Origin of the sequence: Micromonospora peucetia (assembly GCF_900091625.1) — a bacterium.
Classification (GTDB): Bacteria; Actinomycetota; Actinomycetes; order Mycobacteriales; family Micromonosporaceae; genus Micromonospora; species Micromonospora peucetia.
On record NZ_FMIC01000002.1, the window covers coordinates 5,358,964 to 5,379,875 of the forward strand.

The 20,912-nt window shown below is 72.0% G+C and carries 17 protein-coding genes and 1 riboswitch; of the genes, 10 read left to right on the forward strand and 7 right to left on the reverse strand.

Annotated elements, in window-relative coordinates:
* Positions 1-137: 137 nt before the first annotated feature.
* The 6 genes from GA0070608_RS24155 to GA0070608_RS24180 form a co-directional block, all read right to left on the reverse strand.
* Complete coding sequence (locus tag GA0070608_RS24155; RefSeq protein WP_091630766.1) at positions 138-2,285, reverse strand: amylo-alpha-1,6-glucosidase; 2,148 nt, start codon at positions 2,283-2,285, stop codon at positions 138-140.
* A 165-nt stretch (positions 2,286-2,450) separates the two neighbouring features.
* Complete coding sequence (locus tag GA0070608_RS24160) at positions 2,451-2,867, reverse strand: VOC family protein (protein ID WP_091630767.1); 417 nt, start codon at positions 2,865-2,867, stop codon at positions 2,451-2,453.
* Positions 2,868-2,988: 121 nt separating this feature from the next.
* On the reverse strand, positions 2,989-4,119 hold the full coding sequence (locus GA0070608_RS24165) for a peptidoglycan recognition protein family protein (RefSeq protein WP_091630768.1): 1,131 nt from the start codon (positions 4,117-4,119) through the stop codon (positions 2,989-2,991).
* Positions 4,120-4,258: 139 nt separating this feature from the next.
* Positions 4,259-4,996 carry an amino acid ABC transporter ATP-binding protein gene (locus tag GA0070608_RS24170; RefSeq protein ID WP_091636039.1) on the reverse strand — a complete coding sequence of 246 codons (738 nt, stop codon included), beginning with the start codon at positions 4,994-4,996 and terminating at the stop codon, positions 4,259-4,261.
* A 2-nt stretch (positions 4,997-4,998) separates the two neighbouring features.
* Positions 4,999-5,778 (reverse strand): amino acid ABC transporter permease, encoded by a 780-nt coding sequence (locus tag GA0070608_RS24175; RefSeq protein ID WP_091630769.1) that lies wholly within the window; start codon positions 5,776-5,778, stop codon positions 4,999-5,001.
* A gap of 40 nt (positions 5,779-5,818) precedes the next feature.
* Complete coding sequence (locus GA0070608_RS24180) at positions 5,819-6,655, reverse strand: ABC transporter substrate-binding protein (RefSeq protein ID WP_245715915.1); 837 nt, start codon at positions 6,653-6,655, stop codon at positions 5,819-5,821.
* A 295-nt stretch (positions 6,656-6,950) separates the two neighbouring features.
* Positions 6,951-7,062: riboswitch (SAM riboswitch) on the reverse strand.
* Positions 7,063-7,401: 339 nt separating this feature from the next.
* Between GA0070608_RS24180 and GA0070608_RS24185 the strand changes: the two genes are divergently transcribed.
* The 6 genes from GA0070608_RS24185 (at position 7,402) to GA0070608_RS24210 (ending at position 15,193) form a co-directional block, all read left to right on the forward strand.
* Positions 7,402-8,658 carry an MFS transporter gene (locus tag GA0070608_RS24185; protein WP_091630771.1) on the forward strand — a complete coding sequence of 419 codons (1,257 nt, stop codon included), beginning with the start codon at positions 7,402-7,404 and terminating at the stop codon, positions 8,656-8,658.
* 93 nt (positions 8,659-8,751) lie between these two features.
* On the forward strand, positions 8,752-9,624 hold the full coding sequence (locus GA0070608_RS24190) for an SPFH domain-containing protein (RefSeq protein WP_091630772.1): 873 nt from the start codon (positions 8,752-8,754) through the stop codon (positions 9,622-9,624).
* 245 nt (positions 9,625-9,869) lie between these two features.
* On the forward strand, positions 9,870-11,507 hold the full coding sequence (locus GA0070608_RS24195; RefSeq protein WP_091630773.1) for a serine/threonine-protein kinase: 1,638 nt from the start codon (positions 9,870-9,872) through the stop codon (positions 11,505-11,507).
* A 45-nt stretch (positions 11,508-11,552) separates the two neighbouring features.
* Complete coding sequence (locus GA0070608_RS24200) at positions 11,553-12,518, forward strand: hypothetical protein (protein ID WP_091630774.1); 966 nt, start codon at positions 11,553-11,555, stop codon at positions 12,516-12,518.
* 72 nt (positions 12,519-12,590) lie between these two features.
* Positions 12,591-13,574 (forward strand): mechanosensitive ion channel family protein, encoded by a 984-nt coding sequence (locus tag GA0070608_RS24205; RefSeq protein ID WP_091630775.1) that lies wholly within the window; start codon positions 12,591-12,593, stop codon positions 13,572-13,574.
* Positions 13,575-13,771: 197 nt separating this feature from the next.
* A complete protein-coding gene (locus GA0070608_RS24210) occupies positions 13,772-15,193 on the forward strand; it encodes an MFS transporter (RefSeq protein WP_091630776.1) in 1,422 nt (473 codons plus the stop codon).
* 521 nt (positions 15,194-15,714) lie between these two features.
* On the opposite strand, the gene GA0070608_RS24220 is transcribed toward GA0070608_RS24210, so the two are convergent.
* Positions 15,715-16,476 (reverse strand): FadR/GntR family transcriptional regulator, encoded by a 762-nt coding sequence (locus GA0070608_RS24220; protein WP_245715916.1) that lies wholly within the window; start codon positions 16,474-16,476, stop codon positions 15,715-15,717.
* Positions 16,477-16,729: 253 nt separating this feature from the next.
* On the opposite strand from GA0070608_RS24220, the gene GA0070608_RS24225 reads away from it, so the two are divergent.
* The 4 genes from GA0070608_RS24225 to dgoD all read left to right on the forward strand — a co-directional run bounded on the left by GA0070608_RS24225 (position 16,730) and on the right by dgoD (position 20,908).
* On the forward strand, positions 16,730-17,911 hold the full coding sequence (locus tag GA0070608_RS24225) for an ABC transporter substrate-binding protein (RefSeq protein ID WP_245715917.1): 1,182 nt from the start codon (positions 16,730-16,732) through the stop codon (positions 17,909-17,911).
* Between the two features lie 78 nt (positions 17,912-17,989).
* Positions 17,990-18,940 carry a carbohydrate ABC transporter permease gene (locus GA0070608_RS24230; protein ID WP_218107578.1) on the forward strand — a complete coding sequence of 317 codons (951 nt, stop codon included), beginning with the start codon at positions 17,990-17,992 and terminating at the stop codon, positions 18,938-18,940.
* Entirely contained in the window at positions 18,937-19,752 is an 816-nt protein-coding gene (locus GA0070608_RS24235) for a carbohydrate ABC transporter permease (protein ID WP_091630781.1), read from the forward strand. The genes GA0070608_RS24230 and GA0070608_RS24235 overlap by 4 nt, the downstream gene beginning before the upstream one ends.
* Before the next feature lie 7 nt (positions 19,753-19,759).
* The gene (gene dgoD / locus GA0070608_RS24240) at positions 19,760-20,908 is read left to right on the forward strand and encodes a galactonate dehydratase (protein ID WP_091630782.1); all 1,149 of its coding nucleotides are present in this window, start codon (positions 19,760-19,762) and stop codon (positions 20,906-20,908) included.
* Positions 20,909-20,912 lie beyond the last annotated feature (4 nt).

Sequence of the window (20,912 nt, forward strand, 5' to 3'; positions counted from 1 at the left end):
CCGTCGGCTGCGTCCGCCGCCCTCCGCGCTGCGTCGGCTGGTCCCGCCGGCCCTCGCGTCCGATCCGGCCGGAGGACCCCCGCCGGCTGATCTTGGCCGGCTGGGTCGGGCCAATCCGGACCAGCCGGATCAGCCAATCAGGACCGGCGTCGGGTCGCCGACGCCTGGAGCGTGGGCCGGCGGATCACCGCGATCCGGTCGCCCCGGGCGCGCAGCGACGTACGCCCGCCGCGCCCACGCCGTACGGTCAGGTCGATGGTGTGACCGCCGACCCGTACGCCCTCCAGCGTGAGGTCCGGCAGCCACTCCGGCAGGTGCGGGTCGACGAAGATCGTCCGCAGCGGCGCGGCCGGGCGCAGCGCCAGCAGCGCCTGGACCAGCGCGACGACCGCGCTGGCGGACCAGGCCTGCGGGGAACAGGAGTCCGGGTAGACGCCGGGGTGCGGGTGGGCGTCGTCGCGGGGCAGGCCGCTGAGCACCTCCGGCAGGCGGTGCTCCGTGAAGAGCGCCGCCGCGGCGAACATCCCCTCCGCGAGCCGGTGCAGGTGCTCCCAGCAGCCGTACCGGGCCAGCCCCAGGCCGATCGTGCCCGCCTCCACCGGCCAGACGCTGCCCCGGTGATAGCTGAAGGGGTTGTACGCCGGGTGTGCCGAGGACAGGGTGCGTACACCCCAGCCGCTGAACATGTCGGGGGCGAGCAGCCGGTCGGCGACCAGGGGCGCGAGGCGGGCGGGCACGATCCCGGTCGCCAGCAGGTGCCCGTCGTTGGAGTTGACCGAGCGGACCTGCCGCTTGTCCGGCCCCAGCGCCATCGCGTGACAACTCCGCTCCGGCATCCAGTAGGCGCGGTGGAAGCGGCGCCGCAGCGCGGCGGCCCGGCGCACCAGGCCGGCGCCGAAGGCGGGATGGCCGGTCGCGGCGAACACCACCCCGGCGTGCCGCAGCGCGGCGTACCAGTACGCCTGCAACTCGCTGGTCGCGATCGGGTTCGGCACCACCTCGCCGTGCTCGTCGACGATGGCGGTGTCGGAGTCCTTCCAGCCCTGGTTCTTCAGGCCGGCGGGGGACCGGCGGTGGTATTCGAGGAAGCCGTCCAGGTCGAGGTCGCCGTACCGGTCGATCCAGGCCAGGACGCGGCGCGCGGTCGGCAGCAGGTCCCGCACCGTGTCGAGGTCCCCGGTCCAGGCCAGGTACTGGCCGAGGAAGATCAGGAAGTCCGGTGCGGTCGACCAGTCGCCGTGGTAGCCGGCGAACGGGTCGATGCCGAGTGCGGACACCGGGCCCCGCCGGGCCTCGTGCAGCGGCTTGCCGGGTTCCTCGTCGCGCCAGTCGTCGATGCGCCGCCCGAGGTGGTGGGCGTTGAGCCGCAGGCTGTCCGCCAGCATCGTCGGCCCGGCGAGCAGGGCCTGCCACGACGCGGTCATCGTGTCGCGGCCGAATATCTCCTGGTAGATCGGCAGGCCGGCGATCGGTGCCGTCGGCCCGTCCGGTTCGCCCAGCGGCAGCACGGACAGGTCTTCGACCGCGCACCGCCAGGCGGCGGTGACGTCGAAGTTGCTGCTGTGCAGCTGTGCGAGTTCGCGGGCGAGGGTGCCCCGGGCGTGCGCGGCGGCGTCGTCCGGCTCGGCGAAGGTCGGCGGTGGCGCGACAAGGCGCTGCCCGTCGAAGACGGGTTCGACGAGGAGTTCCACCCGGCAGGATCCCCGGGGCGGCACGGCGAGGTCGACCGTCAGGGTGTCGTCGGCGTACCGGACGGGCAGGTCGGTTCGGACGGGGATCGCCACCGCCCGGTCGAGGCCGTCACACCGGTAGGTCAGGCGGAGCTCCCGGTCCCGGTCGTCCCAACTCGCGTCGACCGGGCCGGACTGCACTCGGCGGCCGGTCTCGGCCTCGCTGGTGTCGGCGAAGTCGGCGGCGAGCTGGATCCGCAGCCGCAGGTCCAGCGGCACCTCCGCGTAGCTGACCACGGTCAGCCGGGTGCGCAGTCCCTCGCCGACGAAGCGCTCCACCAGCAGGTAGGCCGCGCGCGAGGGCAGCGTCTCGCCGTCGCCGAGGGCGGCGTACGAGAGTTGGGCGTGCCCGGCCACGTTGGCCGTGCTGAACGGGACGGGCTCGCGGCCGTCCACGCTGACGCGTTCGGTGCTGAGCACCCGGGTGTTGCGGGCGAAGAAGCCCTGCGGGTCGACGCCGGTGATCCGGCCACGGACGTCGGTGACCAGCGTGCTCCAGCCACTCGCCACGTACAGCAGGTCCGGGCGGACGCGCAGGTTCCGGACCCGGGTCATCGCGGCCGGGGCGGGTTCGGGCCGGGGCGGGCGCGACCGGGCCGGGAGTGCGCAGGTGTCGAGAGCATCGGGCACACCCCCTGGCCGGCGGCTGCGGGCCGGGGCACACCAGCCCCGGCCCGTCGGGACACCGGTCCCTACCCGCTCGTGCCGCTGCTACACCTGTCAGCCCTGCGGCTGCTGGGCGATGTTCACCATCCAGCCGATGCCGAAGCGGTCGACGCACATGCCGAACTCGTCGCCCCACATCTGCTTCTCCAGCGGCACGGTCACGGTGCCGCCCTCGGTGAGCTTCTGCCAGTAGCCGCGCAGGTCGTCGGCGTCGTCGCCGCTGAGACTCACGGAGACGTTGTTGCCGGGATCGTGCTCCATGCCGGGCGCGGTGTCCGAGCCCATCAGGGTGAAGCCCCGGTCGGTCTCCAGCATCGCGTGCATGATCTTGTCGGTCAGCGCGGGATCGTCGGTGCCCATCGAGCCGAACGTGTCCATCGACAGCGAACCGCCGAACACGCGGTGGTAGAACTCCATCGCCTCCCGCGCGCTGCCCGGGAAGCTGAAGTACGGGTTGAGTCGCGACGCCACAGCACCCTCCTCCGGTCGTGAGAGCGCCATCGTCGCAGACCAGAGGGCTGGTGCGAGTCAGGTACGACCGCGTTTCGCCGGCCCGTCGGAGATGGTCCGTCCCACGGGCCGGCGGCGGTGGTCAGTGGCGGAACGACCGGCGTACGACGCCGCCGACGATCGCACACCAGGTGTCGACGTCCAGCTTGCCGTGGGCCGGCAGGCCGTGCCGCCGCTGGACGTCCTTGACGGCCATCTTCGTCGGGTGGTCGTACTCGCCGGTGACGGTGACCTCGGAACGGCCCTGGAAGTTCAGCAGGAACTGCACGGCGGTGACCGGCAGGCCGGTGGCGTCCTTGCCCAGTTCCGGCACCAGGGTCTCCCAGGTGGGCGCGGTGAGGGTGGCGTCGACGTCGACCGGGATGCCGTTGCGGTACTGCCAGTCCTGCACCGCCGCGACGGTGGCGGCGTCGAAGACGCTGTTGATCGGCACGGTGTAGCCACGGTGGGCCAGCAGGTACTGCACCACCCGGACACTGGGGGAGCCGACGAAGCGCCACAGGTCCGGCCAGCGGCGGGCCGGCACGTCGGCGAGGTCGGTGCCGAGCGACTCGAAGACCCGGCGGCGCAGGGTGGGGAACTGCCCGTAGAAGGAGGCGCCGGGGCACAGCGTGGTGCGGAAGTCCCAGTGGCCGAAGATGTCGTGGGCGTGCAGCCCGTACCGCCGGCAGATGGTCGCGCAGAGCGTGACCAGCGAGTCCAGCAGCGCCTCCGGTGGGGTCTCGGTGACGTACGTGCCCTCGTTCTCGATGCCGATGGCCCGGCCGTTCTCGCCCGGGCAGTGCGCCGAGATCATCTGCCGGTCGCCGGCCCGCAGCCGCTCCAGGCTGCCCCGGCGGCCCTCCATGACGTAGCCGCCGCGGCTGATGGTGAAGTGCTGGCCGGTGTCGGACCAGCCGTTGCCGTCCATGTGCAGGTTCTGGCAGTCGCGGGCCAGCTTGATTCCCTGCGCCTCGGAGTAGTCGGTGACGTTCGGGAACGCCATGTGGTGCACGATGATCTTGTTGGTGGGGATGGCGCTGACCGCCAGCGGGTCCTTCGGCGGGCGCGCGCCCCACTCGTCGCAGCTGTAGATCCAGTCCAGGTCGGTGCCGGGGTCCGCCTGCGCGGTGCCCGGAAGGGCGAGCTGGCTGCCGACGACCGCGACCGTGGCGGCGCCGAGGCCGGCCCGCAGCAGGGTCCGGCGGTCCAGTGCGGAGTTCTCGACGTGCATGGCATCTCCTCTGCGGCCGGGCAGGCGGCTGAGGAGCCCCGAGGTGAAAAGGAGCGCCAACAGTCGCATGTGCAGTGGAGGATATTGCCAAGGCGCCGGGCCGCGCCAGAGTCCGGCCCACGCCGATGCGGAGGGGCTTTCAGAGCACCTGGGACAGGAAGCGGCGCAGCCGGGGGTGCTCCGCCCGCTCGAAGACCGCGGCCGGCTCGCCGGCCTCCAGCACCACGCCGCGATCCATGAACGCGACGGTGTCGGCGACCTCGCGGGCGAACCCCATCTCGTGGGTGACCACCACCATCGTCATGCCGCCGGCGGACAACTCGGCCATCAGCCCCAGCACGCCCTTCACCAGCTCCGGGTCCAGCGCGGAGGTCGCCTCGTCGAAGAGCATCACCTGCGGGCGCAACGCCAGCGCGCGGGCGATCGCGACCCGCTGCTGCTGCCCGCCGGACAGGTGCGCCGGTCGGGCGTCGGCCTTGGCCGCCAGGCCCACCAGCTCCAGGTGGTCGCGGGCGAGGGCCACCGCCTCGTCCTCACCGAGCTTGCGGATCCGGCGCAGCGCGAGGGTGATGTTGCGCAGCACGCTCATGTGCGGAAAGAGGTTGAACTGCTGGAAGACCATGCCGACCCGCTGCCGCAGGGCGTCCGGGTCGTCGCCCAGCACGCTGCGCCCGTCGAGCAGCACGTCGCCGCGGTCGGGCTCGATCAGCCGGTTGATGGTGCGCAGCAGGGTGGACTTGCCCGACCCGGACGGACCGATCACGCAGGCCGTCGCCCCGCGCGCCACATCCAGGTCCACCCCGCGCAGCACCCGGTGCGCCCCGAAGGCCAGGTGCACGTCCCGGACGCTGAGGCTCACCGAGGTCGTCGTGTCGATGCTCATCGCTGGTTTCCTCCCGCCGCGCCCGGCAGTGCCAGGTCGAGGTCGTCATCGGCGTCGTCGGGCGCGGCAGCCTGCCGGCCGTGCCGCAGCCGCCGGTCGATCCAGTTGACGACGTGTGTCAGCGGCACAGTCAGCACCAGGTAGCAGAGCCCGGCCAGCAGTAGCGCCGACTGGTTGCCGGTGTTCGCCGCATAGTCCTGCCCGATCCGGAACAGTTCCCGCTGGCTGGCCAGCAGGCCGAGGAAGTAGACCAGGCTGGAGTCCTTGATCAGCGCGATCAGCTGGTTCACCCAGGCCGGCAGCACCCGCCGGATGCCCTGCGGCACGATCACCAGGCGCATCGCCTCGCCCCAGGACAGGCCCAGCGCCCGGGCCCCCTCCAGCTGGGTGGCCTCCACCGACTGGATGCCGGAGCGGAAGATCTCGCCGATGTAGGCCGCCGCGATCAGCGACAGCGCCAGGATGCCCAGCGGATACGGGTTGGGCCCCCACACCTGCATGCCCAGCGGTGCCAGCCCGACGCCGATGAGCAGGATCGTCGCCGCGGCCGGCAGGCCGCGGAACACGTCGGTGTAGACCCGCGCCGGCCACCGCAACCATCGGGTACGCGAGATGCCCGCGACGGCCAGTGCCATGCCCAGCACCGAGCCGAGCAGGGCGGCGGAGATCGCCAGGATCAGCGTGTTGGGCAGCCCCACCGTCAGCATCTCGGGCAGCGCCTCGCGCATGGAGTCCCAGTCGAAGAAGGTCTCCCACAGGGTGCTCAACGGATCCATCGTCTCTCCTACCGCCCCGCTCGCTCGTCGTCCGTACGTGTCAGGAGGTGGCCGACGCCGCCGGCACCGGGACCGTGCCGCTGCCCGGCTTGAAGTCGGCCGGGATCGAGCGGCCCGGGTAGTACTGGGCCTGCAGGCGGCTCCACGTGCCGTCCGCGATCACCTCGTCGAGGCCCTTGTCGAGCGCCTCGCGCAGCTTGTCGTTGCCCTTGGCGAACGCGTACGCCGTGGGCGCCGGGCTGAGCAGCTTGGCCGCCACGGTGATCTTGCCGCTGCTGTCGGCGGCCGACTTGTCGCCGATCTCGGCGGGGGCGATCCAGGCGTCGGCGGTGCCGGCCTTGAGCTGGTTGATCGCGCCGTTGTAGTCGGGCACCCGGACCGGGTCGAGCCCCTCGCCGGTGGCGTAGTCGTCCTGGACGGTGCCCTGCACGACCACGACCCGCTTGCCGGTGAGCTGGTCGAAGCCGGTGATCGACGAGCCGGCCGGCACGTCGAGTCCGAAGTGGCCGAAGTCGTAGCCGTTGCCGAAGTCGACCGTCTTCTTCCGCGCCTCGGTGATGGTGATCGAGGAGCTGCCGACGTCGAACTTGCGGTTGTTGACCTGGGAGAGCAGGGCGGAGAAGTCGGTGCCGACGAACTCCACCTTCAGGCCGACCTTCGCGGCGACCGCGGTGAGCAGGTCGTTGTCGAAGCCGGTGAACTTGCCGTCCTTGAGATAGACGTTCGGCGGGGCGTCGGTGAGCGTGCCGGTACGCAGCACGCCCGCCTGGAGCAGGTTGTACGGGTTGTCGGCCGTGCCGGCCGCGTCGTCGCCGCACGCGGTCAGGGCGGTGGCGGCGAGGACGGCGGCCACGCCGAGGGCGGCGGCCCGGGTCACAGAAGAAAGGATTCGCACAGGTGTCTCCGAATGAGGTGTTCCGGCGGCGGGCACAGGCGTGCGGCGCCGGCGGGACGCCCGGTGGGCGTACCGCTGGGAAAGTGGTGCCTGGAAGAGGGGAGTGGCGCGCCTAGCGCGGGTCGCCGGGGCGACAGGAGGTGGCGCAGACCCGCATCATGTCGATGTGGCGACGCCGGATCAGGGCCGGCGACGTCAGGGCCACGGCGGGGACCGCCGGTGGAACGCAGATGCGAAAGGACATGGCTCTCCCTCGGTCGCTGTCGACCTGGGAACCAGGCCGCGCTTGCACCGGAGCCGCTCCGGTGCCTGGTCTTCACCCGGGGCACCCCTGCGCGGACGAGGGTTGCCGGCCAGCGAGCCGGGGCTTGACGCTGGCGCTCATGACCTGTTGACGAGGCTAGCCCCGCCACGGGGGGCCGTCCAGCCGCTATGACCACGCTCACGCGGACCCCCGTGCAGGTCAGCGTCACTCCTCGACCGCCCCGCCGACGTGCCGCGGGGGCCGGTACGCCTCCAGGAGCACGTCCACGCTCGGCGCCAGCGTCAGGTCTAGACTTTCCACCGTGATCGCGCTGCACGTCGTCGCCGCCGCGTACGGCCGCTGGATCACCCCGGAACTTCCGTTGTACGGCGACGACCACGAACGCTCCGACTTCGCTCCCTGACCGGCCCGGTGCTCCGTCGACCTCCGGTCCACCTCCGCCACGATCCGGGAGCGCCCAGTCATGCCCGTGCCCGATGACACCGAACTCGTACCGCCCGCCGACCGTTCGTCGGGCGGCGGGCGACCCACCGACGCCGACCCCACCGACACCTCCGCCCTCGCGGTGCTCCGGGCGCCACAGACCGCCCGGGTCCTGGCGGCCAGCCTGCTCGGCCGGATCCCGCTCGGCGCGGCCCCCCTGGCCCTGCTGGTGTTCGCCCGGGAGACGATGACGCTGACCGTGGCCGGGCTGCTGGTCGCCGCGTTCACCGCCGGCACCGCGGTGGGTCAGCCGATGCTCGCCCGGATGGCGGACCGCTGGCGGCAGCCGCCGGTGCTGTGGCTGGCCGTGACGGCGTCGACGATCGGCTTCGCGCTCACCGCCGCGCACGTCAACCTGCCGGTGACCGTCTTCGCCGCCGCCCTGGCCGGAGCGGGCGCACCGCCGTTCGAGTCGTGCCTGCGGGTGCTCTGGCGCGGCCTTCTCCCCGCGCACCGGGTGCAGACCGCGTACACCCTGGACATCGCCGTGCAGGAGACCATCTTCATTCTCGGTCCGGTGGTCACGCTCGCCGCCGTGGGCCTGGTCGGTCCGGCCGGCGGTCTGGCCGCCGCCGCGTTCTTCCAGGCCGCCGGCACCGTCTGGTTCGCCACGACCGACGCGGTCCGGCGTTGGCGGGGCGAGCCGGCGGTACGACACTGGGCCGGGCCGCTGCGGGCCGGCCGGCTCCGGCTGGTTCTCGGGGCACTGGTGCTGGTCGGCGCGGCGGTGGGCAGCGTGACCGTCGCCGCGACCGGCTACGCCGAGTCGGCCGGGGCCCGGTCCTGGGCGGGCTGGCTGCTCGCCGCGCAGGCCACCGGGGCGCTGATCGGTGGCCTGATCTTCGTACGCTTCGGCGGACTGCGCCGCTACGCCACCCTGCCCCGCGTGGTCGGGGTCTTCGCCCTCGGCTACCTGCCCCTGCTACTCACTCCGGCCCCGGCTGTGATGCTGGTGCTGATGGCGGTCAGCGGACTCGCGCTCCCGGCACTGCTGACCATCGCCTTCGTCGCGCTCGACGACCTTGCGCCCGCCGGCACGGTGGCCGAGGCGTTCGCCTGGGCGGCGACGGCCTTCTCGGTCGGCAGCGCGGGTGGCGCGGCAGCGGCCGGGGCGCTGCTGGACGCCACGGGGGAGGTGACTGTCGGCTTCCTGATCGCCCCGCTGAGCGCCGCCGCGGCCTGTGGGATCGCGCTGACGGGTGCCCGCACCCTCGGCCGGGGCGGGTCTGCGGGATGAGCGACGAGAACAAGATGATCGCCGGCTCCGGGACTACTTCGCGACAGGCCGGGAAAGGGCCGGCCTGGTAGAGCCGTCCGGATCGGGGGTCCCGTGGAAGCCGTCGTGATCGGCGTGGTGATCGTGATCCTGTTCCTGGCGCTCGTCGGCGCGCTGAGCATCCGGCTGGTGCAGCAGTACCAGCGCGGCATCGTCTTCCGCTTCGGCCGGGTGCTGACGCCGGTCCGGGAACCCGGCCTGCGGCTGATCGTGCCGGTCGCCGACCGGATGGTCCGGGTCAGCATGCAGACGACCGTGATCGGCGTGCCCCCGCAGGGGGCGATCACCCGGGACAACGTCACCCTCACCGTCGACGCGGTGGTCTACTACCGGGTCGTCGACCCGGTGAAGGCGCTGGTCAACGTCCACGACTACCCCTCGGCCGTGCTCCAAGTGGCGCAGACCGCCCTGCGCTCGGTGATCGGCAAGGCCGACCTGGACACCCTGCTGGGCGACCGGGAGCGGATCAACGCCGAGCTGAAGGCGGTCATCGACGCGCCCACGGAGAAGCCCTGGGGGCTGCTGATCGAGCGGGTCGAGGTCAAGGACGTCGCGTTGCCCGAGGGGATGAAACGGTCGATGTCCCGTCAGGCTGAGGCGGAACGCGAACGCCGCGCCCGGGTGATCGCCGCCGATGGCGAGTACCAGGCGTCCCGCCGGCTCGCCGACGCGTCCCGGGCGATGGCGGGCACCCCGGGGGCGTACCAGTTGCGGCTGTTGCAGACCGTGGTGGACGTGGCGGCGGAGAAGAACAGCACCCTGGTGATGCCGTTCCCGGTGGAGCTGCTGCGCTTCTTCGACAAGTTCACCCGCGACACCGAGCCCCCGGCGGCGGAGCGCCCGCCAGTGGCAGAGCGCCCGCAGGCCGGGCGGACGGAACCGGGCGTGCCGGCGACCGGCGATGGCCACCGAGGCCCGTTGACCTGACCACGGCCGGGGCGGGGCTGCCCACGGGCCGTACCCTGAGCCAGCCGCGGCGCGGGTGCGCGGCGGGCTTGCCCTCAGGTGGTACGAGTGTCATGTGTCCGTAACCGACCATGCCGCCACCCGCCGGAACGTCCCGGACGTCCGGGGGCCGGAAGTAGCCGTTGCGCCGATGGGCGCACCCGATCCCGCGACCACAATGTCCACCGGAGGCGGCCCCACCGCCTCCGGGACGGGTAGGTGAACGCGTGACCGGCTGGCAGGTCTCCGGCTACCGCCCGGTGCGGCAGCTCGGCGCCGGCGCGTCCGGCCGGGTGGACCTCGCGGTGCACGACGCGACCGGCACACCGGTCGCGATCAAGTACCTCACCGGCGGGATCGGCGACGACCCGTCGTTCCGTGGCGCGTTCCGCGCCGAGGCCCGGTTGCTGGCCGAGATCGACGACCCGCACGTCTCCCGTCTCTACGAGTACGTCGAGTCGCCCACCGGGGCGGCGATCGTCATGGAGTTGGTCAACGGCGTGTCGCTGCGGCAGATGCTGCGCGCGCACGGGCCGACGGCCCCGGAGTCGGCGCTCTGCGTCCTCAAGGGATCGCTGGCCGGGCTCGGCGCGGCGCACGCCCGGGGCGTCGTGCACCGCGACTACAAGCCGGAGAACGTGCTGGTCACCGCCGAGGGCACCAGCAAGCTGGCCGACTTCGGTATCGCCATGCCGGTGGGTGGCAGCTCGGGGGTCAGTGTCACCGGCACCCCCCGTTACATGGCACCCGAGCAGTGGACGGGCGCGCCGGCCAGCCCGGCCTGCGACATCTACGCCGCCACCGCGACCTTCTACGAGTGCCTCACCGGGCAGCCGCCCTACGACGGGCGGGACCTGCTCACCCTGCGCCAGCAGCATGCCCACGCGTCGATTCCCACCGACCCGGCCCCCGCGCCGGTGCACGACCTGTTGCGGCACGGCATGGCCAAGCAGCCGGCCGAGCGACCACAACCCGCCCAGGTCTTCCTCGCCCTGCTGGAGCAGGTCGCGGCCGAGGTGTACGGGGACCGGTGGGAGGAGCGCGGCCTGCGTGAGCTGGCCCGACGGGCGGCCCTGCTCGCTGCCCTCTTCCCGTTCCCGGACGGCACCGGCGGCGCGACCAGCCTGGCCAGCACGACGTTCGGTGCGGGCACCAACCGGTGGACGTGGCTGCGCGCCGGCAGGGCCCGGGCGGCGCTGGTCGGCGGCGGGCTGGCCGCGGCGCTGCTCCTCGGCGGGGCCGGCCTGAGCTACGCCGCCCGCGACGAGCCGCTGCCCGCCGCCGCGCCGGCCGCGCCGGAGGCGACGACCGGTCCGACCGGCGAGCCGTCCGTGTCGGCCGCCGAGCCGCCCACGGCGACGTCCACCCCGACTCCCACCCCGACTCCCTCCGCCGAGCCAACCGCGACGACGACGGCGGCACCTGATCCCGTCGGCACCGGCGAGCCGCCGACGTCTTCGGCCCCCGCCCCGCCGACCCCGTCGACCAGCACCAGCCCGCCACCACCGGCGGACACCGTCGCCCCGTCCGTCGGCCGGGTCACGGCCAGCCCGACCGATCTGGATCCCAAGGGCTGCCCGTACGGACCCACGTCCAGCACCGTCTCCGCGATCGTTTCCGACGACCGTACGACGGTGGGGAAGCTGAGGGTGAGCGCCCGGTACACCCTGGACGGTCGCACCGCCGAGGTGGCGATGACGTCCGATGGGCGCGGGGTGTTCCGGGGCGTCCTGGGCGAGCTGTCCCGGCCGGCGAGCAGCATCCGGATACCGGTTCGGGTCGTCGCCGTCGACGAGGCCGGCAACGCCTCGCCCGAGGGCTCACCGGTCTACCTGACGCTGCGCTCCTTCTGCACCCCGGGCTGAGCCCGGACACCCGATGCCGACCACGACGACGGAGGGCGGGCCGCCGTGACCCAGCCGAACGATCCGACCGAGGCGCTGCCCACCCACCGGCTGCCGGCCGGCGATGCACCGACGATGCCCCCGGCCTCGGCCGACGCCACCGTGCACCTGACCGCCGGGGAGCCAACGGCACCTCTGGCCACGGAGGAGGCCACCGTGTACCTGGCGGCCAACGAGCCCACGGCGCCCCTGCCCTCCGCTGACGCCACCGTGTACCTGGCCGCCGGGGATCCGACCATGCGCCTGGCCGCCGGTGAGGCGACCGTCCACCTGACCGCCGGTGAGCCCACGGCGCACCTGGCCCGCGGCGAGCCGACGATGCCGGGGCACGCCCCGGGCGGTCAGACCGGCGCGGGATGGACGGCGTACCCGGCCTCGGGGGAGCGGACCACCCCGGCGGCTGTCGACACCGGGCGAACCGTCGGGCCCGGGCGTACTGTCGGGGCCGGGGTGGGGTCCCCCTTCGCCGGGCCGGTGGGCGGGGAGGTGCGGTTCGGGCCGGGCGTGCCCACGACGCCACCGCCGGCGCCCGCGTGGCCGGCACCGCCGCCACGGCGGCGCTCGGCGTGGCGCACGGTGACGTCGGTGCTGTCCACCCTGCTGACCGTCGCGCTACTCGCCGTCGTAGGCCTCTATCTCTGGCAGCGGATCAGTCCACTGGAGGTCACCGGGGTGACGGTGGCGGTTCCCCGGCCGGCCGGGGACCGGTGCGACGTCACCGTCGACGTGGTGGCCACCGTGTCGACCAACGGCCGGGCGGGGCAGATCCGCTATCAGTGGCTGCGCACCGGCAGCGCGCCCGGAAGCCTGCTGACCGAACGGGTCGGGCGTGGGCAGCGCACCGTCGAGCTGACGCTGCGCTGGTCCTTCAGCGGTGTGGGCAGCACGACCGAGGCCGCCACCGTCAACATCACCTCACCGTCCCCGGTGCAGGCCCAGACCCCGGTGTCCTACGACTGCCGGCGCCGCTGACCGGTGTTTCCCGGGTCGCCGCCGGGGGTAGGTCGGGCCGGACGAACCCGGATGCGGTGTGGAGGATTTCCGATGAGAGACAACTTCGGCGACGCGGTGGGGGACGCCCTTCGGTCGGTGATGCTGTTCCTGCCGAAGGCCGTCGCCTTCGTGGCCATCCTGGTGGCCGGCTGGCTGATCGCCAAGGCCGTGCTGAAGATCGTGGACAAGGTGCTGGAACGGGTGGGCTTCGACCGTGCCGTGGAGCGCGGCGGGATCCGCCGGGCCCTGGCCCGCTCCCGGTACGACGCCAGTGACATCGTCGCCAAGCTCGCCTACTACGGAGTGCTGCTGGTGACCCTCCAGCTGGCCTTCGGCATCTGGGGACCGAACCCGATCTCCGACCTGATCGCCGGCGTGATCGCCTGGCTGCCGCGGGCCTTCGTCGCGATCGTCATAGTCGTGGTCGCCGCGGCCATCGCCAACGCGGTGAAGGACATCATCAGCGGCGCCCTGGGCGGGCTGTCGTACGGCCGGATCCTGGCCACCATCGCTTCCGTGTTCATCCTCGGCCTGGGCGTCATCGCGGCGCTCAACCAGGTCGGCGTCGCCACCGCGGTCACCACTCCGGTGCTGATCGCGGTGCTGGCCACCGTGGGCGGCATCCTCGTCGTCGGGGTGGGCGGCGGGTTGGTCCGTCCGATGCAGAGCCGCTGGGAGTCGTGGCTGACCCGGGCCGAGCGGGAGTCGCAGTTGATCGCCACGCACGCCCGCGCCTACCAGGCCGGACGCCGTGACAGCGAGGCCCACCTCGTCGCACCCGCCACGAACGACGGCGACCCGGACGCGACCCAGGTGGTTTCCGGCCCCCGCGTCGGCCCCGATCCGGATGCGACCCAGGTGGTCTCCGGCCCGCGCGTCGACGCCGACCCGACCGTGCCCGTGCCACGGCAGGGTGACCCGGACGCCACCCAGGTCACCTCGCACGACGCCACCGTCGGAGCCCGGCCGGTCGGCGAGGACAGCGAGGCCACCATGGTCATCCCGCCGCTGGACGGCGAGCGGCACCGCCGCTGACCAGGCCGCCGTCGGGGTGGGATCCGCAGCGGATCCCACCCCGACGCGTGTCCGGTAAAGGGTGTGACCGTCCTGGCCGGCGCGGCTACTATCGCCGGCATGACCTGGCGATGTTGATGCACTGCTAGGGACCACTGCCGTGGGCCGCCGCGGTCGCCGTACATCCGGCGTCCGCTTCGTCCCCACCGGAAGGTCCCATGACTGTCCACTCTCCGCGCGTGTCCGACGCGCGCGCCCGCCGGCTGGCGGCCACCCTCTACGGGTACGCGTTCCTCACCGAACTGGTCCTGCTCTACCCGCTGTACGCGCTGCTGTTCAGCGACACCGGCCTGTCGGTGTGGCAGATCTCGTCGTTGTTCGTGATCTGGTCGGCCGCCAGCATCCTGCTGGAAGTGCCCTCCGGCGCGTTCGCCGACGCGGTCTCCCGGCGGCTGCTGCTCAGCCTCGCACCGGTGGTCACCGCCGCCGGCTTCGCTCTCTGGGTGCTCGTGCCCTCGTACCCTGCGTTCGCCGTCGGGTTCGTGCTCTGGGGCGCCGGCGGGGCGCTCGCCTCGGGCGCGCTGGAGGCGCTGGTCTTCACCGAACTCGACCGCCTCGGCGCCGCCGGCCGGTACGCCCGCGTCATCGGTCGGGCGAAGACCGCCGGAACCCTCGGTGTGCTCACCTCGATCCTGCTGGCCGGACCCGTGTACGCGGCCGGCGGCTACCTGGCCGTCGGTGTGGCCAGCGTGTTCGCCTGCCTGCTCGCCGCCGCCCTCGCCACCCGACTTCCGGAACACCGCCGGCCAGCACCCGCCGATGTCGCCACCGCCACCCGGCTGCCGGAATACCACCGAACCGCTCCCGCTCCCGCTGACGCCGTGCCTGCCTGCGTCGACGCCGTGCCTGCCTGTGCTGACGCCGTGCTCGCCTGTGCTGCGCCCGCCCCCGCCCCCGCCGGGCCTGCCTGCGCCGCCGGTGTGGTCGACGGGGGGCCGGAGCGGACCGGGCGCGACGTCGGGGCGGACGACGACGAGGACCTCGGTTGGTGGGCGAGCCTGCGTGCCGGGTTCGCCGAGATCCACGCCGACCGGGCCGTACGCGCGGCCGTGCTGCTGGTCGCGGTCGTCGCGGCCGTGTGGGGAGCCCTGGACGAGTACACCCCCCTGCTGGCCCGGGACACCGGCGTCGGCGAGGCGACCGTGCCGCTGCTGCTCCTGCTCACCTGGGTCGGGGTGGGCGTGGGAGGTCTGCTGGCCCCGATGGGGGAGCGGCTGACCGTCAGGGGGTACGCCGGGCTGCTGGCGCTGTCGGCCCTGGCCCTGGCCGCCGGGGCGCTGCTCGTCCGGCCGGTCGGCTTCGTGCTGGTCGGGGCCGCGTTCTGCGGCTTCCAGCTCGCCACCGTGCTCGCCGACGCCCGGTTGCAGGCCCGGATCACCGGTGGCAGCCGGGCCACGGTGACATCGCTGGCCGGGATGGCCACGGACGTGACGATCATCGGGGTGTACGGCGGGTACGGCCTGCTGGCCACCGGGGCCGGCAACGGGGTCGCCTTCGCGGTGGCCGCGGTGCCGTACCTGATCGTCGCGCTGCTCCTGGTGATCACGTGTACGGGTCCAGCCCGGCCCCGCCGCCGGTGACCAGCAGCAGGCCGGTCAGCTCGCGTACCCGCCCCCACCGCCCGGTCCGCCCTCACCCGCGACGGTCCACCCTCACCCGCGACGGTCCGCCCTCACCCGCGACGGTCCGCCCTCACCCGCGACGGTCCGCCCTCACCCGCGAGGGTCCGCCGCCACCTGCGGCCTCAGCCCGCGAGGGTCCGCCGCCACCTGCGGCCTCAGCCCGCGAGGGTCCGCCGCCACCTGCGGCCTCAGCCCGCGAGGGTCCGCCGCCACCTGCGGCCTCAGCCCGCGAGGGTCCGCCGCCACCTGCGGCCTCAGCCCGCGAGGGTCCGCCGCCACCTGCGGCCTCAGCCCGCGAGGGTCCGCCGCCACCTGCGGCCTCAGCCCGCGATCTTGCACTTTCTGCCCCGGCAAAGGGGGCATTCGCCGCATCTAGGGGGCCCAAAGTGCAAGATCGCGGGAGAACCAGGCGAGGGCGAGGCGAGGGAGGGCGAGAGCGGGGAGGGGGAGAGGGCTGGGCTGGGCTGGGCTGGGGCGGGTCAGGTGGTGGTGGTCTCGCCGGTCTGCTCCCAGATCGAGCTCATCTCGTTGAACGCCTGCTCCATGAGTTGCACCATGGCCCGCCGGGCGCGCTCGCCGTCGCGCCGCTGGATCGCCTGGGCGACTTCGGCGTGCAACTGGAGGGCCTGCTCGTGCGGGTGGTGCGGCATCAGGTGGTGCTGGTGCCGGCCGGTGAGCACCTCCGCGATCAGGTCCTGCAACCGGACGAACATCTCGTTGCCGGAGGCGACCAGGATCCGCCGGTGGAATTCTATGTCGAGATCGAGGAAGCGCTCCTCGTCGCCGGCCTTGCCGGCGGCCCACATCTTCGCCGCGAGCCCGACGAGGTCGCTCGCCTCGTCGTGGCCGACCCGGCTGGCGGCGAGCCAGGCGGCATGCGGCTCGACGGCGGTGCGCAGCTCGGTGATCGAGCGGAGCTGGACGATGCGCCCGGCCGAGGCGAGCCGCCAGCGGATCACCTGCGGATCGAAGACGTTCCAGGCTTCCGCGGGGCGGATCATGACCCCGACGCGGCGACGGGTCTCTATGAACCCGATCGAGGCGAGCACCCGCAGCACCTCGCGGACGACCGAGCGGGACACGGCGTACCGGTCGACCAGCTCGTCGATGTTGAGGACCGATCCGGGTGTCAGCTCCCCGCCGCAGATGGCCGTGCCGAGGCGGTCGAGGACCTGTGCGTGCAGCCCAGCCTCGACAGGGGCGAGTTGGGCGGCGGCAACCCCTGGAGAGGACGAGTTCACAAGACGGAGCATATCAGTTGGATGTACTACTTGTATAAGTCTGCTTTTTCGGCCTAGCATCCCGAAGTTAAGCGGATGTAAAACGCGAGGTGGCGGCCCACCCGACCGGGCGGCGGCCACGGCCACGGCATAAGGAGTGATGGACGTGAGACGTCGAGCGGTTATCGGGACTTCCCTGGGGATGGTCGTCGCCCTCGGCCTGTCGGCCTGTGGTGGCGGCGGGGACGACGCCAGTAGTTCGAACACCGTGCGCGTGACGCTGGTGAACCACGTCTGGTCGGAGAACATCAAGAAGGCCCTGCCGGAGTTCGAGAAGCAGTCGGGCCTGAAGGTGGAGGTCACCCAGCTCGGTGAGGACCAGCTCTCCGACCAGTACAACGTCAAGCTGAACGCCGGGTCCACCGACCTGGACGTGATGATGTACCGGCCGTTGCAGGAGGGGAAGCTGTTCGGCAAGAACAAGTACCTCGCCGACCTGACCGAGAAGAGCAAGTCGGACAGCGCGTTCGAGGTTGGTGACTTCCAGTCCGGACCGGTGCAGGCCACCACGTACGAGGACAAGATGGTCGGCGTGCCGATCATCACCGAGCAGGAGGTCCTCTACTACCGCAAGGACCTGCTGGAGAAGTCTGGCTTCACCGCCCCGCCGAAGACGCTCGATGAGCTCAAGGCGCAGGCGGCGAAGGTCGAGGCGGACAACCCGGGCGTGGCGGGCTTCGTGTCCCGTACCGGCAAGTCGGCCGCCGTCACCCAGTTCTCCAGCTTCCTCTACAGCTTCGGCGGCGACTTCGTCGATGCCAACGGCAAGGCCGCGGTCAACTCCGAGCAGGCCAAGCAGGCGTACGCCTACTACGGCGGGCTGCTGCGGGAGCACGGACCGCAGAACATCAGCACCGACATGAGCTGGTCCGAGGCGATGGCGATCTTCACCCAGGGCAAGGCGGCCTTCTACACCGAGGCCAACTCGCTCTACAAGAACGCCACCGACCCGGCCAAGTCCAAGGTCTCCGACACCGTCGGGTTCGCGGCCTTCCCGGCCGGCCCGGCCGGCTCGAAGCCGTACAACATCCCCTCCTGGGCGCTCGGCGTGAACGAGTCGTCCAAGAACCAGGACAACGCCTGGAAGTTCATCCAGTGGGCGGCTGGCAAGGAGCAGGCGCTGGCGCAGCAGAAGGCCGGTGTTCCCAGCGCCCGTACGTCTGTCTGGGAGAACCCGGAGGGTGCGGCGACCTACCCGAAGGACCTCGCCGAGGCCACCACGGTCAGCACCGCCAACGGCGTGGGCCACGACCGTCCGCTGGTCGTGAAGGTCGCCCAGGCACGGGAGATCGTCGGTCAGCCGATCGTCGACGCGATCACCGGCAAGGACCCGGCCGCCTCGGCGGACGCCGCCAACGAGGCGTTCCAGAAGTTCCTCGACGACGAGGCGAAGTAGTCCGAAGCGCAGGTGGCGGAGCCGACCGGCTCCGCCACCCCGCGTCGGGACCCTGGCCCTGACCCCTCCGGAGACCCCATGTCAGCCGTCACCACACCAGTCAAGAGATCGCCCGAGGCCCGTCCGGCATCCCCGGAGACGTCAGCCTGGTCGCGCTGGGCCAACGAGCACCGCAAGTGGCTCTTCGCGACACCCGCCATGTTGTTCGTCGCCGTGCTGATCGTCTTCCCGGTGGCGTGGACCGGGTACCTGAGCCTGACCGACGCCGAGGGCTCGGTGCGCGCCGAGAGCAGTTTCATCGGCTTCCAGAACTACCTCGACGTGCTCGGCGACACCGACCGGTTCTGGCCGGCCGTGTGGCGCACCGGCCTCTTCACGGGCGTCGTGCTCTTCTTCGAGGTCGTGCTCGGCATGGCGATCGCCCTGCTGCTGTGGCGGCCGTTCCGCGGTGAGAAGTGGGTCCGGGTCGCGATCCTCCTGCCGCTGGTGGCCACCCCGGTCGCGGTCGGCATGATGTGGCGACTGATCTTCGATCCCAACATCGGCATGGCCAACCAGTTGCTCGGCTGGGTCGGGATCGACCCCCAGCCCTGGCTGTCGGGGCAGAACTCCGCCCTGCCGACGACCATGTTCATCGACATCTGGCAGTGGACGCCGATGGTCGTGCTGATCCTGCTCGCCGGCCTGACGTCGCTGTCGGACGAGCCGCAGGAGGCGGCGCTCATCGACGGCGCCAGCACCTGGCAGCGGTTCCGGCACGTCACCCTGCCGCTGCTGATGCCCACCGTGATCGTCGCGATCCTGCTGCGCGGTATCGACGCCCTGAAGACCTTCGACATCCTCTACGCCACCAAGGGCCGCGGCGGCGGGTCGTTCCACGAGGTGGAAACCCTCAACGTGTACGCCTACGGGCTCAGCTTCGACTACAACGACTACGGCGTCTCATCGACAGTCCTCATCATCTTCTTCCTGATCATCATCGGGGTGATGTGGGCCCTGACCTACCGCAAGAAGGGGATGAACCGATGAAGCTGCGCAGGCCGTACAAGGTCTTCCGGACGGTGGCTCTCGTCCTTGTGGTGTTGTCGCTGGTCGCGCCGCTGGTCTGGATGGTCGCCGCGTCGTTGAAGACGAACGTCGACATCTACGACACCGAGAAGGCGTTCGTCTTCTCCCCGACGTTCGACAACTACTCCAACGTGCTCCAGCAGGCGAACTACATCCAGTTCATCGGCAACAGCCTCTGGGTGGCGTTCGCGGCCACCGTGCTCTCGCTCCTGCTCGGGGTGCCCGCCGCGTACTCGATGAGCCGCTTCAACATGAAGAAGTCCGCGCTCGTCGTGCTCATGGCGCGGGTCATCCCCGGCGTCTCGCTGCTGGTGCCCTGGTACTACGTGTTCTCGAACCTGCAGATGGTCGGCGGGTTCACCCCGCTGATCCTCAGCCACATGTTCGTGTCGCTGCCGCTGATCGTCTACATCATGATGGGCTACTTCGACGGCCTGCCGACCGAGCTCGAGGAGGCGGCGCTCGTCGACGGGCTGACCCACATCGGCGCGTTCCGGCGGATCACCCTGCCGCTGTCGGTGCCCGGCATCGCCACCGCCGGCATCCTGTCGTTCATCTTCTCCTGGAACAACTTCATGTTCGCCCTGGTGCTGTCCGGGGCCGACACCAAGACGCTCCCGGTGGCGATCTTCGACTTCGTCGGCTACGCCAGCATCGACTGGGGCGGCCTGATGGCGGCGGCCACCGTGGTCACCCTGCCGATCATGCTGATCGCCCTGTTCGTGCAGAAGTACGTCGTCTCCGGCCTCACCGCCGGCGCGACGAAGGGATGAGGAAACCATGACCACGATCGCACGGGTGGAGACCTTCCTCGTCGCGCCGCGCTGGCTGTTCGTCCGGGTCGAGACGTCCTCCGGGATCGTCGGCTGGGGCGAGGCGACCTGCGAGGGCCGGTCCGAGACCGTCCGCACCGCCGTCGAGCAGCTCAGCGAGCTGCTCGTCGGCCGGGACGCGCTGCGGATCGAGGACCACTGGCAGGTCATGACGAAGGGCGCGTTCTACCGGGGCGGGCCGATCCTGGCCAGCGCCGTGGCCGGGCTCGACCAGGCGCTGTGGGACATCGCCGGCAAGCACTTCGGCGCGCCGGTGCACCAGCTGCTCGGCGGCCCGGTCCGGGACCGGATCCGGGTCTACGGCTGGGTCGGCGGCGACGAGCCGAGCGAGGTCCGCGACCAGATCAGCGCCGCCGTCGCCACGGGCCTGACCGCGGTGAAGATGAACGCCTCCGGCCGGATGAGCGCGGTCGCGTCCGTCGCCGAACTCGACGGCGTGGTGCAGCGGGTGGCCGCCGCCCGCGAGGTGCTCGGCGACGAGCGGGACGTGGCGGTCGACTTCCACGGCCGGTTCACCCTCGCCAGCGCCCGCCGGGTCGCCCCGCTGCTCGAGCCTTACCGGCCGTTCTTCCTGGAGGAGCCGGTGGCCCCGGAGAACTCGCACCTCATCGGCGAGTTCGTCCGCTCCACCACCACGCCGGTGTCGACGGGGGAGCGGCTCTACAACCGGCAGGAGTTCCTGCCGGTGCTCCAGGCCGGCATCGCGGTGGCCCAGCCGGACCTCTCGCACGCCGGCGGCATCACCGAGGTCCGCAAGATCGCCGCGCTGGCCGAGGTGTACGACGTGCAGCTCGCCCCGCACTGCCCGCTCGGGCCGATCGCCCTGGCGGCCTGCCTCCAGGTCGGCTTCGCCACGCCCAACTACCTGATCCAGGAACAGAGCATCGGCATCCACTACAACCTCGGCGCCGAGCTGCTCGACTACTGCCTCGACAAGACCCCGCTGACCTTCGTCGACGGGTACGTCGAGCGGCTCACGGCACCCGGCCTCGGCATCGAGATCGACGAACACGCCGTACGGACGGCGGACAAGCGCGGACACGCGTGGCGCAGCCCCACGTGGCGACACCGCGACGGCTCCTACGCGGAATGGTGACCAC